This window comes from Paenibacillus typhae (assembly GCF_900099765.1).
In the GTDB taxonomy this organism is placed as follows: domain Bacteria; phylum Bacillota; class Bacilli; order Paenibacillales; family Paenibacillaceae; genus Paenibacillus_AQ; species Paenibacillus_AQ typhae.
Map to the genome: position 1 here is coordinate 258,282 of NZ_FNDX01000001.1, position 17,101 is coordinate 275,382.

The window sequence follows — 17,101 nt, forward strand, 5'->3', positions numbered from 1 at the left end:
GGGACAGCCGTGTATAAACTACCGCCTTACGTAGTCATTACTTTTATCGTGGAGGGTACTGGCTTACAACATTTAGGGTATGCTGAAAGACAAGCTATGCCGGGTGATTTATTCATCACCCGTGCAACTGAAGCGGATCTTTTAGAAATGGAAATTCATCAGCAAAAATCAGTACTGCGCTATATCTATCTGGATTGCGGGAAAGATAAGGCTGTTCCCCATCTTCCAATGAAATGGTCAGTAAACCAAAGTTATCGTAAAGAATTCATTCAATTTTTCAAAGCTACTTATTCATTATATGGAAAGCCATTTAGCTATGCGGAGAAGAGGCTTCTGGAGGTGTGGAAATATTTCACTGATTTTCTTTTGTCTAAACCGATGAAGGCAAATTTAGTAGAATTTGAGAACAGTGGAGATCCTTTGTACAAACCCCTCCATCATATTGCTTGCCAGTTTAAGGATTCGGTTCCGGTTCATCACATCAGTGAACAATTACACATGAGTACACGGCATTTTCAGCGTAATTTCAAAAATCTGACCGGGAAATCTTATAAGCAATTGCTGATGGAGACAAGAATTCGTCATAGCTGCGGGTTACTGAGTTACTCTACTATAAGTATTGAAAAAATAGCGAATTTGGTAGGAATCCATGATATGTATCATTTTTATCAATTGTTTCATCAGTATTGTGGAATGACCCCTGGAGCATTCCGCAAGCTGAGTTATTGAGATAAGCTTAAGATGTCGCATTTCCACATAGTTCTCGAACATAATGATTTGTAAACTTATTGAGTGGATTGCTGGATCCCGCAAAATCATTCGATGGAGGAACTCATTATGAGCGATTATGAAGGTTCGATTAAGCTAGAAGGAAAGGTAGCTATTGTTACAGGAGCAGGTAGCGGGATTGGCCGGTCTTCATCCATTAAGCTCGCTAAAGCAGGTTATAAGGTAAGCGTTGTAGACTTTAATTCTGTGACTGGGGAAGAAACGCTTAGTCTTATTAAAGAAGAAGGCGGAGAAGGCATCTTTATTCAAGCGGATGTTTCAAGGAATGAGCATGTTCTGAACTATGTTCAAACAACTATGGAACAATACGGGAGAATTGATGCCTTTGTAAATAACGCAGGAATATTACAGAAGTTCTCTTTGCTTGAAAATATCGAAGAATCAGAGTATGAACGCATAATTAATGTTAATGTTAGGGGTGTCTTTCTAGGCTTAAAACATGTATTAAAAATAATGGCTGAACAAGGATTCGGTTCGGTAATAAATACAGCCTCCACCGCGGGGCTTCGCGCTGAACATAGTATGTCGGTCTATACAGCCAGTAAGCACGCTGTCATTGGATTGACAAAGGCTGCTGCTCTAGAATATGTACGCAAGGGAGTAAGAGTAAATGCGATATGCCCAGGAGGTGTAGATACCACTCTTACACAAGCTGTACCGACAATGATGCAAAACAATGGATATACTCCAGAGGAATTTCCTAATATGCGAATGGGGCGATTTGCAGACCCTGCCGAAATTGCCGAGATCGTATTAATGCTCGCATCCGGCCAATCCAGCTATATGACGGGTTCAATAATTGCTGTCGATGGAGGTTTAACCTTGTAAGTATTATTTGTTCAAATAGACATTATCTGGACATTCCCTTTTGGGATATGCCGGGATAATGTCTTTTTTTATTGCACGCTCATTATACACTTAAAGAGTTATGCTGTTCGTTTTCTTCCCAAAGGTACATGTCCATTCCTTCCCCTTGGTACGATTCGCCTTTGAAGCTTTTCCTATAAACTAAATACATAGAGAATAAACAACAATAGGATGTCGGGAGGACACGAAATGGCAAAATATTTATACCGTTTAGGTCATTGGTCAGCAAGAAATGCAAAACTGGTCATGCTTGGGGGATTTGCAGTTTTAGTTGCATTTGCACTACTTGCGCTAAGCTTGGGACCAGCGTTCAATGACAACACATCTATTCCGGGGCTTAAATCCCAAGCGGCGATTGATTTATTAAATAAGGAATTCGCCGGGCCGAAGGAAGACGGGGGACAAACCCGACTGGTCATCAAAGCACCTGAAGGTCAGACATTGTCCTCAGAAACCTCACAGGCAGTCATTCAGAAAACACTAAAAGAGATTGTGGAAGATACACAAGTGAAATCAGTGGCGGGTCCTTACGATAACCAGTCACTAAATGCAGACAAGACTATAGCCTACATGGACATCACATATAAAATACCTGCAGGTGAAGTCACAGAAGCTTCCAGAGAACATATAACAGCTGTTGCTGAAGGCATGCGATTCTCGGACTGGCAAGCTGAACTGACTGGCTCTGCTTACGTCCAGATGAAAATCATGGGTCCGTCTGAAGTCATTGGTGTACTGATCGCTTTCTTGGTTCTGTCTATCACCTTCAGTTCCTTCCTGCTCGGAGTATTGCCCATTGCAACTGCAGTGATAGGCCTTGGGATTGGCTTGCTCGGTGTAATGATCGGCTCCAATATGCTGGATATTCCCTCAACCTCCATGGCGCTCGCAGCTATGCTTGGGCTGGCGGTGGGCATAGACTATGCGCTCTTCATTGTCTCCAGGTTCCGTCAGCAATTGGCCGCGGGCTATAGCAGCCGGGAATCAATAGCTATCGCAAATGCGACAGCAGGAAGCTCTGTAGTCTTCGCAGCCATAACGGTCATCATCGGACTGGCAGGTCTGGCCGTCGTGAACATTCCGTTTCTGACAGCTATGGGGCTGGCTGGCGCATTCTGTGTATTGTTAGCCATGCTCACCTCGATCATCCTGGTTCCTGCAGTGCTCAGCGCAGTAGGGAGCAAGGTCACTGCTTCAAGCGGAAACAAGTGGCTGAAGACCCGTAAACGGATGAACGCAAACAGGAACCGTCTGGGGCATTTTGTAACAAGTAAGCCTTGGACGATAGTTATTCTGGGAATGATCTTGCTGGGTGTAATCGCCTTGCCTTTCTCACATCTGCAGTTGGGGAGTTCCGATGACGGGCTGAAATCAACGGAAAAAACAGAGCGCCGGGCTTATGACCTGCTCTCGGAAGGGTACGGCGAAGGCTTTCACAGTCCGCTCATTGTTCTGGCCGTTGCCGAAGGGGATGGAGACTTCATGACCAATGTATCAAGCGGGCTAAAGAACCTGGAGGCTATTCCCAATATAGGCACGGTATCACCGGCTATTCCCGGACCGTCCGGAGAAGTTGCACTGATCAATATTATCCCGGCGACGGGGCCGCATGATAAGGAAACGACTAAGCTTATAGATGCAATCAGAGATCAGGCTCCTGATATTCTAGAGAAGAACCATGTGGAATTTATGGTCACAGGCGGGACAGCCGTTAATCTTGAGATTTCCCAGAACCTGAGTGATGCGCTGCCTAAATTCTGTCTTATCATCGTCGGACTGGCGTTTCTCCTGCTGATGGTTGTATTCCGTTCGCTGCTGGTGCCGGTTAAAGCAGTGTTAGGTTTTATCCTGTCCCTAGCCGCAACCTTTGGATTTGTCGTCTTCGTCATTCAGGATGGACATCTGGGCAGCGTCTTTGGCTTTTATGGTGCAGGTCCTGTTCTAAACTTTCTTCCCATCATTGTTGTAGGCATCCTGTTCGGCCTTGCGATGGATTATGAGGTCTTCCTCGTTAGCCGGATGCGTGAAGAATTCAAGCATACAGGGGATGCCAAGCAAGCCGTTCTGGCGGGAATGGGGCACAGTGGCGGTGTAGTAACGGCAGCGGGTCTGATTATGATCTCCGTATTTACCGGCTTCATGCTGGCAGAAGATCCGATTATCAAGTCGATGGGGTTCGCACTTGCGTTTGGTATTCTCTTTGATGCTTTTGTAGTAAGATTACTCATCGTTCCGGCTGTTATGACTCTGATGGGTAAATCCGCATGGTATTTGCCGAAGTGGCTGGACCGGATCTTGCCTAATCTTGACATTGAAGGTGAATCAGTAATGAAAGAGCTGGAGCGTAATGCTGCTTAGCGCAATTAATAAGCTACTCATTTCTCTTCTAAGGTGTCAAACGCCAATAAGGAATGGTCAGCTAAAGAGAAGATCAGCTCTGCCAGTTCATTACTGGAGATGATAAATCCTTCTTGTATCCATTCTTGTATGATCGCTAAGCTTCCATTGACCAAGTAGGAATAAGTATAACGTTTCAATCTGTCAGGTACGTTGAGTTGAAGCTGACTATCAATATTCTTGAGTATTTCACTCAGAAGGCGTTTGGGAAATAACACGTTTTCATTAGAGGTGAGGAGCATTACAGTGAATAGCTCCTCATCCTTTTTAATGTAATCCAGAAAAGCCAGGATATAAGTAGTACCGTTGTCTCCCGCTTCAATTTTATCCAGATAGGCACTCGTATTATTAATAATCTCCTGCTCAACATGTTCAAGCAGTTCATATGCATTAGCGTAATGTAAATAGAAAGTTGAGCGGTTAATTCCAGCTGATGTGCATAATTCCTTTACACTGATCTGGCTTATATTTTTCTCTTTGAGCAAGCTGATCAAGCTCTGTTTCAGCAAGAGTTTGGTTAATCGTTCACGTTGATTCAATATCATTCACCTCTGAAAAAATAAATTTGTAAATTTCTATTGAAATAGACACTTTTACATCGAATGTCTATATTACATCAGAGCAATAAACAACTGATGGTTGTTAAATAGACACTGTGTCTGTATTCTGAAGGTAGACTAGTGATTTGTCAATAAACTTATGATGCAGGTGAAAAAAATGAAGAAAAAGCGGGTCATGATTACTGGTGCAGCGGGCAATATGGGTGGAGAGACGTTGAAGTTATTAATCAACGATTTGGCGAAATGCGAGCTGCTGCTCTTTGATTTAGACAATCCTAACAGCCGTGAAAAGCTCAAGCCCTATGAGGGACTGAGCGGTGTTAAAGTAGTCTATGGTAACTTGTTGGATCGAAATTTAGTATATGAATGTGTGAAGGATGCAGACATTGTACTTCATATTGCTGCTTTTGTTTCTCCTGCGGCTGATGAGTTTCCCGAACGGGCCATGCAGATTAACTATGGTTCAGCAAAAAACATCGTTGACTCCATTAAGAAAAGTGGCCGTGCAGACACAACGCGCTTCGTAAATATCGGTACAATTGCAGAAACAGGTGACCGTATGCCGCCGATCCATTGGGGACGTGTAGGAGACCCACTCAAGCCAAGTGTATATGATTACTATGCCGTTTCAAAAATTGCTGCCGAGCGTATGGTCATTGAATCTGGACTCAGCTATTGGGTGAGTCTCCGCCAAACGGGTATTATGGGCCCGGCGATGAGCAAGATTCAGGACCCGATTATGTTCCATAATTGTCTGGAAAATGTACTTGAGTACGTATCTGACCGCGATTCAGGACGATTAATGCGAAATCTGTGTATCCAGGATATTGACGGAGAACTTGATAAAGGGTTCTGGCAGCATATATACAATATTGGCGGGGGCGAAAGCTGCCGGGTCAGCACGCTGGAGATGTACCAAGTGCTTTACGGCAAGCTTGGCATCACCAATTTAGATCATGTGATCGACCCCAAATGGTATGCTACGAGGAATTTTCACGGGCAATATTATCTGGATTCTGACAAGCTGGAGGATTATTTCCACTTCCGCCGAGACTCGATGGAGTACTTCTATCAGAGCTACCTTGATAATCTCGGTGCACTTGTTCCCGTAGCTAAAGTTATTACGAAGCTGCCCGGCGGACAGAAGTTTATGGGGGCTATGATTAAGCGGACCATGAAAAAACAAGCTGTGAAAGAACGTGGGACACTGCGTTTTATAGAGGATAATGATATTGAGAAAATCGAAGCTTATTGGGGCAGTAAGAAAAATTGGGAGTCGATTCCGGGAAAACTATCCGAGATGAAGAAATTCACCGATTGGAACAAAGTCATAAAGCTCGATCATGGCTATGATGAGAACAAGCCTGCTTCACAATTAAATATTGAAGATATGAAAGGGGCTGCAAAATTCCGCGGCGGTGAATGCCTATCTACAGAGATGACGAAGGGCGATTGGGCGGAAAAACTTAATTTCAAATGTGCATTCGGACATACCTTTAGCGCCAGTCCCAAACTTGTTCTTGAGGGAGGACATTTCTGCCCTCAATGTGAACGTGAAAGCTGGAATTACAAAGAACGTGCTAAGCGTGAACCGTTTTTCGCCCAAGTATGGAACCCTATTCAAGGCAAGGATGATGGACGAGAATATAAAAAAATCGTATCTGAATTAGATATTGAAGATAAATAAAATGTCCTTGGTTGAAAAGCTTGTTCCTAGAGGGCAAGCTTTTTCTTTGTAAGCAAGCATATTGTAATCAACTAAGATCGCATACTGGTGGTACAGAGGTGGATACCATGTCTTTAAAAGATATCTATTTTCTATTGGATTCTTTCTATAATATTACTGGGTTACCAATACGATATTACTCAAATGAGCAGCTTGTCCGGATGTTGCCTGATATTCCTTCATATTTAGACCCCGTAGGCAAAGCACTGCCTGTTCTGGCCCAGGATGAGTTTAATGTGAGTTACCATGTTTCAGAAGACTTTCTATTCTACGGGAAGATTACTAATGATGGTTTAGCAGGAGAGTTTATATTGGGGCCGGGCTACTACACGCCCTTAACAAAAAATCATCTTTCCAAGATTATGATTCATTCTACAATTTCTTATCAACACAGCACATTATTTGCTGAATTTATAACTAAAATTCCCTTAATCTCTTTTGAAGGCTTTTTGAATTCGCTTTGCTTTTTTAACTTTGCTCTTACAAGGAAGAGAATAACTGTTGAGAAGCTGTTGATGACTGGTAACCATTTCAACAGCTTTGAAGCAGACATTAAGAATAAGATGTCACAAAACTTGTATGAAACAGAGACGGAACTTACCTTCCATAATACTTATACTCTCGAGCAACAAATCATTGAATTTGTGCGTACTGGTGATGTGGAAAGGCTGAAGGCTTTATTTGAAAATTCTGTACGCGGCAAAGGCGGTCTTGTTGCAAAGGATGCGCTGCGTCAGGAGAAAAATATTTTTATTGCCAGCGTCACTTTGGTTACCCGGGCGGCTATAGAAGGTGGGTTGGATATGGAAACGGCTTATCATCTCAGCGATACGTATATTCAGCAGTCAGAAAGCTTGTCCCGGCTTGACACTCTTTCATTCTTGCGGCAACAAATGGTTTTTGATTTTGCCGGGAGAGTGGCGATGAACGAAATTCCTGAAAAGGCTTCACTCATTACTATCGAATGTATTCAAAGTATTAAAAAAAATATAAACTCCATTATATTAGTCAGTAAGATTGCTTCTGATTTGGGTGTTAGTGCTTCCTATATATCCAGGAGGTTCAACGAGGATATGGGTATTAGCTTAAGCAGTTATATCCATAAGATAAAAATGGAGGAAGCAAGAAAGCTGCTGGCTTTTTCTGATAAACCTTTGAGTGAGATCAGTAATTATCTTTGTTTCTCCTCACAGAGCTATTTCCAAAATCAATTTAAAAAATATACAGGAGAGACTCCTTTAAAATATAGAAATTCTTTTAGAAATTGTACGTAGCTACCTCAAATAATAAGCACATTAAAGCAATCAGTACCCGGTATAGCTGCGGGTATTCGATTGCTTTTTTATTGTTATAGAAAATGCTCGAAATCTGCAATCCAGTTCATAGATGTACAATACGTTCTGATGAAAATGTCGTAGACTGGGACAATAATTACTGCAAGGAGGAAACAATGAAAAGTAAGAAAAAGCTTCTTAATCTGTTAACAATTGAAGAAAAAGCGGCGCTCCTCGAAGGTATTGATTCCTGGAATACAAATGGAATACCTAGACTAGGTATACCGAAACTTTTTTTAACTGATGGTCCGCATGGGCTTCGAAAGGTTAGAAGCGCAGGCGGCGGATTCGCTGTCTCCGACAATGCACATTCTACTGCGTTTCCGACCTCAGTTACGGTTGCCTCTTCCTGGAACCCGGAGTATGCAAAGAGAATGGGTGAAGCCATTGCGGAAGAATGTAATGCCGAGGAAGTGGATGTGTTGCTTGCACCGGGAGTTAATATCAAGCGTAGTCCGCTATGTGGACGAAACTTTGAGTATTATTCCGAAGATCCGCTTGTTTCAGGGAAGTTCGGCACGGCATTTGTACAGGGGGTTCAAAGTAGGGGAGTAGGCTGCAGTGTAAAGCATTTTGCAGCCAATTCAAATGAGAATTTCCGTTTTGTAGGGAACAGTATCGTAGATGAGCGTGCACTTAGGGAAATATATCTTCGTGCATTTGAAAGCGTTGTTAAAGAGGCGAAGCCTTATACTGTGATGTGTTCATATAATCAGTTGAATGGAGTATTTGCTTCTCAAAACAAGAAATTACTTTCTTCTATATTGAGAGAGGAGTGGGGCTATGAAGGCGTTGTATTGACAGACTGGGGTGCTACCTGCGACCGCGTAGAAGGTGTTCTGGCGGGTTGTGACCTCGACATGCCTGGTGGTGTGTGGCATAACCGGAAAACAGTCATTGAAGCAGCCAAAACCGGTAAATTACCTATGCATAAGCTGGATCAAGCAGTTGAAAGAATGCTGGGCCTTGTTGAACAATGCACTTCCAAGAAGCCCAAGGGCGGGGGTTATAATCCAGAGTCTCATGCACAGCTATCCTGTGAGATCGCCAAAGACAGTGCAGTGCTCCTTAAAAATGACGGCACTCTGCCGTTAAGCGGAAAGGAAAACCTGCTTGTTGTCGGTGAGATGTTCGAAAAAATGCGTTATCAGGGAGCAGGTTCGTCACTGATCAACCCGCCCAAGGTCATTACCCCTATGAACGCGTTTGATGAACGCGGAGTTTCTTACATATATGAAAAGGGATTTCGCTGTTTTTATACGGAAAGGGACACTGCGTTGGAGCAAGCAGCGCTTAATGCCGCGAAGCAGGCAGATACCATTCTGTTCTTCGGGGGGCTTTCCGACTTCGAGGAGAGTGAAGGTTTCGACCGGGAGCATATGAAGCTGGGAGCTAACCAGACAGAGTTGTTAAACGCGCTCATTGCTACAGGAAAAAAAGTAGTACTCGTCTTATTCGCCGGCGCACCTGTAGAACTGCCTTTCTTCGATAAGCTTTCTTCCATGCTAAATATGTATTTGCCGGGGATGTATGGAGGAGAAGCTGCAGCGGCTTTACTGTACGGGGAAGTTACACCATCAGGGAAGCTTGCAGAAAGCTGGCCCATGCATAACAGCAGTACAAGCTGTTACGCCGATTATAACCGCAGTGCTAACTCAAATTACTATGAAAGTATTTATGTCGGATACCGCTTCTACGATAAAGCCGGTACCACACTTCGGTTCCCTTTCGGATACGGACTGTCATACACATCGTTTCAATATAGCAACTTATCCTTTAGCCAGAGCGGTGAGACGATTACAGTGAAGACGGATGTGACAAATATAGGCGGCCGCAGCGGCTCCGAGGTCATACAGCTCTATGTGAAAAATAATCGCGGCAAGGTGTTTAAAGCGGATAAAGAGCTCCGTGCCTTCACCAAAGTATTCTTGACAGAAGGAGAGACCAAAACGGTTGAGCTGACTTTTAACCAATCTGATTTATCATACTGGAACGTTAAAGAGCAGCGGTGGGTTCTGGAGAATGGCACTTATGAAATAGCTGTGGCCGCCTCGGCAGCCGATATTCGTTTAAACGCATCTATAACAATAACCGGTGAGAAGGAAGCCGTAAGTCCCTATTCGGCTGATATTATGGCTGCTTACGATAAACCGCCGCTCAGTATCCCTTCTGCCTTTACAGATCTGGTCGGATATCCTCTCCCAGTAGCAGTATCAAAATCTAAATTAACAATCGAATCCACTCTGGCTGAGTTCAAGAGAACTTTGATGGGACGCATCCTGTATACCGGAGTTATGCATGTCATACAAAAGGATTATAAAAAAGCGAAAGCAATGCCGGATTCACTGGAACGCGATACCCGAATGAAAAATTCCCATTTTGTCGTAAAAATGATGCCCTACAATTCAATCCGCTCCATGTGCATGTCATCAGGAGGGAAATTCACATACCAAACGGCGATCGGCTTTGCAGAACTGGCTAACGGGAACCTTATCAAAGGGCTGAAGCCCCTTTTAAAAAGGGAAAAGCCGCTTCCTCTTCCGGGTGAACAATAAGGAGTGTAAAAAAATGAATCGTATGAAAGCGGTTTTTCAATCGAATGCCATGAATTCCCGGGTAACCTCAGCGGATACTACTGCGAAGGAACGCTGGCTCGGTTATCTGATTGGTCCTTCCGGAGCGCTGCTGTTGAATGCCGTTCTGGCGGCTTATCTGAATGTTTATTACACGGATGTACTTGGTTTGACCTCCGTTGGCGGCGGCGTGTTCCTTGTTGTATTTCCGATCGTTTCAAAGATCCTTGACGCCATAGCGAATTTTGTTATGGGATATATAATTGACCGCACCAGAACAAGACAGGGAAAAGCACGGCCTTGGCTGTTATTATCTGCACCGCTAATGCTGGTATCTGGCATACTGCTGTTCCTTATTCCACAAGCAGATACGAAAATACAGGTGATCTGGATTGTTCTATCCTACAATTTGTATTATTCAATAGCTTTCACGACTTATAATGTAGGCCATAATTTAATGGTGCCTCTTTCTACCCGTGATGGCATACAGCGCGGAAAATTGTCTGTATTCAGTCAGGTATCCACGATTATGATGAGTGGAATTATTGTAGCCTTGATTTTCCCAATGACTATTCTGCCGCTTATCGGGGTTGATAAAAGCCGCTGGATCCTCGTAATGTGCGTTATTTCCATAGCAGTCTTACCACTTACTCTACTTGAATATTTTTTTACGAAGGAACGCGTGACGGCTGAGAGTACAGGCGGAAATATTGAAGATGGTGAGTCCAAGTTACCCTTTAGAACGCAGCTGAAGGCTATAGTTTCGGATCGGTATATGTTGATTATTCTAAGTTACTTTTTAATCTATACCTTTGGTGTCTGTCTGAAAAATCTGAGCCTGGTCTACTATTGCAACTATGTGCTAGGGACCTATAGTGATGGTGTTACACAGACGTTAATTTCCGTTGTAGGCGGAGTTCCGCTTGGCATTGGGATTTTTGCTGTATGGCCGTTAGCCAAAAAATTTGGGAAAAGGAATGTAACTCTTATAGGTTTTGTTCTGGTTGGCATCGGCAGTGCCGTTTGCTGGATTTATCCGGCCAGCATGCCAATTGTCCTGGCAGGGCAATTCATTAAGAATTTAGGCTTTCTGCCCAGCGCCTATATTTTTATGGCATTATTCGCAGACACACTAGACCATATGGAATGGAAAACCGGGTTTCGGTGTGATGGAATTGCGATGTCTGTATATACCACTATTGCCGTAACGATGGGTGGCTTATGTACAGGTATTTTCAATGGCATGTTATCTTTTTCGGGTTATGCAGCCCCTTTTTATAATACAGCAGGTGAGTTAGTCAGTACCCAGTCAGAATCTGTCCAGGACATGATCACCTTTGCTTTTGTCGGATTTGAAACGATTACCAGTATGATCTTAATTGTCTTGCTGATCTTCTTAAATGTGGAGAAGGGGCTGGGACTTAAACAGAAAGTAATGAAGGACCGCAGGGAGGAACAAAACGATGCTTAAAATAAACAAATTAAAAATAGAAAATATGGAACAAGGCTGTATCACGGATAGAAGTCCTAATATTTCATTTGCGCTCGATTCCGATGTGGAAGGTGAACGCTTGTTAAGCGCAGTGATAACCATAGGGGACTGGAAATATGAAACCACGGATCAAATCAATAATGTATACAGCGGAGAACTGAAGCCCTTTACTACGTATAGCGTTCATGTCACTGCAACAGGGACAAGCGGACAAACCGCTGATGCTGAGACATCTTTTGAAACGGGACGGTTGGGAGTTCTTTGGCAGGGGAAATGGATTACAGATGGAGGTTATGATTTTCCCAAAAAGGTTTCACCTGTTCCAATGACCTTCAAGCGTGCGTTCACAATAAGCAAGCCTGTACGCCGCGCATGGATTAATGCTACGGCACTAGGTGTCTACGAGCTGATGTTGAACGGCAGCAAGGTGGGGAGGGACTACTTTGCTCCAGGCTTCACCTCTTATGATCATCAAATACAATATCAAACGTATGACGTTAGCGGCTCACTCGGGACTGATAATAATTTAGTCGCTGTCGTAGCTGGTGGTTGGGCAGCCGGATCCTTCAATTACGTCCGGAAGAACAAGATCAGTGCCGACCGGCAAGCGTTTCTATGCGAATTGCATATTGAGTATACCGACGGATCCTATGATGTAGTGGTTACAGATGAATCCTGGCAGGTCTCAGAAGAGGGTAACTACCGCATGGCCGAATGGTATGACGGAGAGACTTATGATGCCACTGTAGACTTGGAACGGATTGTATGGAAACAGGCAACCTTGACAGCTCCGCGCAAGAATCCTCTCTTGTCGGCACAGTATGGAGATCCGGTCCGTGTTCAGGAAGTACTGAAGCCGATTTCGTGTACGCTTTCACCGGGCGGGGAAATGATCTATGATTTCGGTCAGAATTTCGCCGGAGTCATTTCGGCAAAACTGCTCGGTAAGCATCATCAGGAAGTGATCTTTCGCCACGCCGAGGTTCTTGTTGACGGGGAGTTATTCGTTAAATCGCTACGTACCGCGAAAGCGACAGCAACCTATATTTGCAAAGAGGGTACACAAACGTACTCTCCGCGCCTAACCTATATGGGATTCCGTTATGTAGGTGTAAGAGGTATCAATGCTGGAGATTTGGAATTATCAGCCCTGGTGCTTCATTCCGATTTTGAGGAAATCAGCGAATTCGAATGCTCTAATGAATTAATTAATCAATTACACAGCAATATTCGTTGGGGCGGCAAATCTAACTTTGTTGATATTCCTACAGACTGCCCGCAGCGTGATGAACGTCAGGGGTGGACCGGTGATATTGCCGTATTTGCCCGGACTGCCTGCTACAATTTTGATCTAAGCCGGTTTCTGGACAAATGGCTGGCAGATATGCGGGCGGAGCAGGCACCAGGTGGAGGCCTTCCTATGGTTGTCCCCCGCGCAGGCGACCACTGGCCAAGGATGGCTACATCTGCCTGGGGAGACAGCTGCATTCTTGTACCTTGGGCAGAATACCTTGCCCGGGGCGACAAGCGGCTTTTGGAGCGGCAATATCCAACGATCAAGAAATTTTTGAAAGCGGCCAAGTGGTGGTCTGAACTTTTTTCGTTTACACCTAACAGCCGTCACGTCTGGCGTTTCCCGTTTCATTTTGGAGACTGGTGCGCACCTGATGAGACAGCCAGGCAGTGGCTAAAGAAAGGTAAGTGGGTCGGGACAGCTTATTTTGCCAACTCTTGCGGCTTGGCTGCCCAAATTGCTGACTTGCTTGGCTATGAAGAGGATTCCGTTTATTACCGGAAGCTAAGATCCAGAATTATTGAGGCTTATCGCAAAGTCTTTACTGATGGTAAAGGTAATTTGAAAAAAGAATTTCAGACCGCCTATGTCCTTCCGCTTCATTTCAATATGACAGAAGGTAAAGAGACGGCTGTTATGGCGGATAATCTTGTCCGGCTTGTCCGTGAGGCAGGCAATAAGCTGACCACTGGCTTTACAGGAACCCCTTATCTATTGTTTGCTCTATCAGATAATGGATATCCTGACAAAGCATACGAGCTGCTGCTTCAAGAGGGATGTCCGTCCTGGCTGTATGAGGTTAAAGCCGGAGGAACAACCATCTGGGAACGCTGGGATGCACTGCGCCCGGATGGAACAGTGAATATCGGTGATCTAAGCGGAAACAAATCAGATGAAGAATCCGGTGGAGGGATGGTCTCCTTCAATCATTATGCTAACGGTGCAGTTGGAGACTGGTTGTACAGACGAATGGTTGGGCTTGAGCCAACAAGCGGGGGGTATAAGACCTTCCGGATTGCGCCCGTTTTAGGAGGCGGAATTACGTCAGCAAAAGGAAGCATCCAGACACCTTATGGATATGCATCTTCTGAGTGGAGTATTGAAGAAAACAGATTTACTGTTCATGTTCAAGTGCCGGTATCGACTGAATGCACACTTGTTATGCCAAATGGGGAGCAGCACAGACTGGAGAGCGGACAATTTGAGTTCACCTGTGAAGTCTGAGACCTTTCGTTTTCAATTTTTGTAACATTATAGATATCTTAACTTCGCCGCAGATTAGATCTGGTTGTTCTAACTGCGGCGTTTCGAGGTTATAAGTGGCTAAATTGCATTAGCAGTGAAGGAGAAGTGTGATGAATATTCGAAAAAAGTTTTTTATGGCTTTTGGGCTTGTAGTTCTCTTATTCCTTACTACAATTGGATTTCTCAATCTAACAATAAGTAAGCAAAATAATAAAGTTATAGCAATAAAGGACAATGATCTTCAATCCTCACTGATTGCTGTGGATCTTCAGCAGACATTATCCAACTATCAGTTAGTGAGCTTACTCGGAGCTGTGGGATACAGTGCTAAGGAAAACGTGAGTCAACAGACAAGCCAGCTTTCAGAACATTTCACTGAACAGTTACAGAGGTATAGACAGATTAATCAAGAAGCTGAAAAGGAAACTGATAAATTACTGCCTTTATTTAAACAATTTAAAGCTGGAGATCAAAAAGCCGGTGAAGAGATTACAATATTAATATCCGGTATAAAAGATTCAAATATTGAAAGAATTCAAACGGGGCTAGATGAGGCTGTTGAATCTAACTGGCGAGCCTTTAAACAAGCAATGTCCTTTCAGGCCATTATCATTATCATCGTTGTCACTTTATGCGTGTACTTCTCAGAGTCCATTACCCGTCCTATTAGACGTTTGATCAAAGGGGCAAAGGTGATATCAGAAGGCAGACTGACAGATAATCTATATATAAAATCGAAAGATGAGTTTGGGAAGCTGGCAGAAATTTTTGAGAAGATGCGGTTGAATCTGGCTGATTTCATACGAACTTCACAGAATACAACACTTCTGGTCCTTGAATCTGCAGACAATTTAACCCAATCTATGATACATTCCGAGCGCTCAATTGATCAGATAAATCAAGCTATTCAAGAGATTGAGTTAGGGACACTCAACCAGTTGCAAAGCACTCAGGAGTGTGTTCAAGCGGTCGAGGAAATGGCTAGGGGAGTTGCCCAAATTACGAGCTCTACCTCTGTTGTTGCCGATAATTCTATACTGTCTGAGCGAGAGTCAGAAAATGGAAAGGTATTGATTGAGAAAGTGCTTGAACACGCACAGGAGCTGAAGAACACAATTACAAATTGTGCCGATTCCTTAAAACGGCTTGAGAAGCGATCTATTGCTATAAGTGATGTCGTTATACTGATTAAATCAGTAGCATCACAAACCAATTTGCTTGCATTAAATGCAAGTATAGAAGCGGCCCGTGCTGGTGAACAGGGAAGAGGATTTGAAGTCGTTGCTTCTGAAATTCGGAAAATGTCGCTGCAGGTAACACATTCATCCAATCATATTTGGGAAATAGTTTCTAGTATACAGGAGAACTTGGTAGCAACAGTAAATCAAATGGAGTTAGGGCAATGTCAAATTGAACAAACAGAGGTATCAATTTTGGAGGCTAATGCTGCTTTTGAAACGATTATGTCCAGGACTATGAATATTTCAAAAGAAATACAAGAGATATCGGCAGCAACTCAAGAGATGCAAGCGGGTACTCAACAGGTTAATGCCTCCATACAACATTTAGCAGCAATTGCTGGTCAGAGTTATAAAGGCAGTCAAGATGCTGTAGAGCAATCACGTTATCAGCATAGCATTATTAAAGAGAATAATAATTTCACTTGCCAATTACGTGAGTCTGCAGCCGACCTACAGGCAACAATTACGGCATATAAAGTTTAAGTTCCTAAGAGGAAGTAGGTATGCGACATGGAGCGGATTTCAGAACGTTTTGAGGCGAATAAAAAGAATGATTTGGACGGAAAAATGCAATGATGGCTGCAAGGATACGCACTTTACGTGAGATTAAAAAGGAAGCGACAGCTCAAATCTTAGCACAAAAGGCATTTGAATTAGCGATGGAAAGAGGGCTGGCTGGATTTGTTATCGAGGATGTGGTACAGCGCGCAGGTTATTCAAGGAGAACCTTTGCCAATTATTACTCCTGCAAAGAGGAAGCCGTTGCTATGGCTGTTATGTCTTCTTATAACTACAATAAGATCTTGGATATGATTGATGATTTGCCCTTAGATGCTTCTCCACTTGAAGTGATGTACCAAATATCCCAATTGAAAATAACGAAAAAACTGCTCCTGAACCTTCAGCAGCTTATAATTCTGTCAAAGAAAAATCCGACACTTCAACCCTATGTATTAAAGGTGCTTGATGAGGCTCAGGTTACCATTAAAAAGATATTAGACTTTTTATTCAATGACCGATATTCCACTAAATACACCCGAATTCTCGCCAGGGTGGTATGTGCGGCTATTTTTTCTTTGGTAGACGATACAATGAATGAACTGGTACCAGGTCAGGAGCCTCGAGATCTTTTAAATGAGTTATCGTATCACAAATATATAGATAATGTATTTGAATATTTAAGAGATGGATTTTAAATGGGTAAACCTTTATATCTTTTCTTGGCCGTAAGGAAGTAGCTTTTGAGGCAGCCCCTTCGGCGGATCCACAATGCCGCCAGCCACAGAAAAACAAACCTTCGGGTAGTGCCATCATCGCCAATCCGATGATCAGCTGCCTTTGCGGGTATAAGACTGCAGCTGCTACATCCAAAAACCGGCACCGAATGGTGCCTTCCATCTTCCGGTCCTCTTCAGGACCGCCCTCCTGATTATCATTCAGATGAATGTCGCCTTCCGCAACCAGCCCGTACCCGTGTTACCCCTTATTCGCTTGCAACCGTTACCATGGAGGTGGCGGTTATTTCATTTTGGGTCAGTGCTTATAAAATAAGTAAAGAACGGGTAACGAAATAAACATTTGTG

General features: G+C 43.6%; 11 protein-coding genes. 10 read left to right on the forward strand and 1 reads right to left on the reverse strand.

Annotation, left to right across the window (positions count from 1 at the left end; genetic code table 11):
- The first annotated feature begins 9 nt into the window (after positions 1-9).
- The 3 genes from BLR64_RS01025 to BLR64_RS01035 all read left to right on the forward strand — a co-directional run bounded on the left by BLR64_RS01025 (position 10) and on the right by BLR64_RS01035 (position 4,014).
- Complete coding sequence (locus BLR64_RS01025) at positions 10-729, forward strand: helix-turn-helix transcriptional regulator (RefSeq protein ID WP_167360568.1); 720 nt, start codon at positions 10-12, stop codon at positions 727-729.
- A gap of 129 nt (positions 730-858) precedes the next feature.
- Positions 859-1,617, forward strand: coding sequence for an SDR family NAD(P)-dependent oxidoreductase (locus BLR64_RS01030; protein WP_208607113.1), 759 nt, complete (start codon positions 859-861; stop codon positions 1,615-1,617).
- A gap of 228 nt (positions 1,618-1,845) precedes the next feature.
- Positions 1,846-4,014 carry an MMPL family transporter gene (locus BLR64_RS01035; RefSeq protein ID WP_090711319.1) on the forward strand — a complete coding sequence of 723 codons (2,169 nt, stop codon included), beginning with the start codon at positions 1,846-1,848 and terminating at the stop codon, positions 4,012-4,014.
- A 17-nt stretch (positions 4,015-4,031) separates the two neighbouring features.
- On the opposite strand, the gene BLR64_RS01040 is transcribed toward BLR64_RS01035, so the two are convergent.
- The gene (locus BLR64_RS01040) at positions 4,032-4,592 is read right to left on the reverse strand and encodes a TetR/AcrR family transcriptional regulator (protein WP_167360569.1); all 561 of its coding nucleotides are present in this window, start codon (positions 4,590-4,592) and stop codon (positions 4,032-4,034) included.
- Between the two features lie 178 nt (positions 4,593-4,770).
- Here BLR64_RS01040 and BLR64_RS01045 point away from each other — a divergent pair, with 178 nt between their 5' ends.
- The 7 genes from BLR64_RS01045 to BLR64_RS01075 all read left to right on the forward strand — a co-directional run bounded on the left by BLR64_RS01045 (position 4,771) and on the right by BLR64_RS01075 (position 16,714).
- Positions 4,771-6,300 carry an NAD-dependent epimerase/dehydratase family protein gene (locus tag BLR64_RS01045; protein ID WP_090711323.1) on the forward strand — a complete coding sequence of 510 codons (1,530 nt, stop codon included), beginning with the start codon at positions 4,771-4,773 and terminating at the stop codon, positions 6,298-6,300.
- Positions 6,301-6,407: 107 nt separating this feature from the next.
- Positions 6,408-7,613, forward strand: a complete 1,206-nt coding sequence (locus tag BLR64_RS01050) for a helix-turn-helix domain-containing protein (RefSeq protein ID WP_090711325.1) — start codon at positions 6,408-6,410, stop codon at positions 7,611-7,613.
- A 176-nt stretch (positions 7,614-7,789) separates the two neighbouring features.
- The gene (locus tag BLR64_RS01055) at positions 7,790-10,228 is read left to right on the forward strand and encodes a beta-glucosidase (protein ID WP_167360570.1); all 2,439 of its coding nucleotides are present in this window, start codon (positions 7,790-7,792) and stop codon (positions 10,226-10,228) included.
- Positions 10,229-10,241: 13 nt separating this feature from the next.
- Positions 10,242-11,717 carry an MFS transporter gene (locus BLR64_RS01060; protein WP_090711329.1) on the forward strand — a complete coding sequence of 492 codons (1,476 nt, stop codon included), beginning with the start codon at positions 10,242-10,244 and terminating at the stop codon, positions 11,715-11,717.
- Positions 11,710-14,256 carry an alpha-L-rhamnosidase gene (locus BLR64_RS01065; RefSeq protein ID WP_090711331.1) on the forward strand — a complete coding sequence of 849 codons (2,547 nt, stop codon included), beginning with the start codon at positions 11,710-11,712 and terminating at the stop codon, positions 14,254-14,256. Before BLR64_RS01060 ends, BLR64_RS01065 begins: the two co-directional genes overlap by 8 nt.
- 131 nt (positions 14,257-14,387) lie before the next feature.
- Complete coding sequence (locus BLR64_RS01070) at positions 14,388-16,001, forward strand: methyl-accepting chemotaxis protein (RefSeq protein WP_090711333.1); 1,614 nt, start codon at positions 14,388-14,390, stop codon at positions 15,999-16,001.
- Positions 16,002-16,090: 89 nt separating this feature from the next.
- Complete coding sequence (locus BLR64_RS01075) at positions 16,091-16,714, forward strand: TetR/AcrR family transcriptional regulator (RefSeq protein WP_090711335.1); 624 nt, start codon at positions 16,091-16,093, stop codon at positions 16,712-16,714.
- The last annotated feature ends 387 nt before the right edge of the window (positions 16,715-17,101 follow it).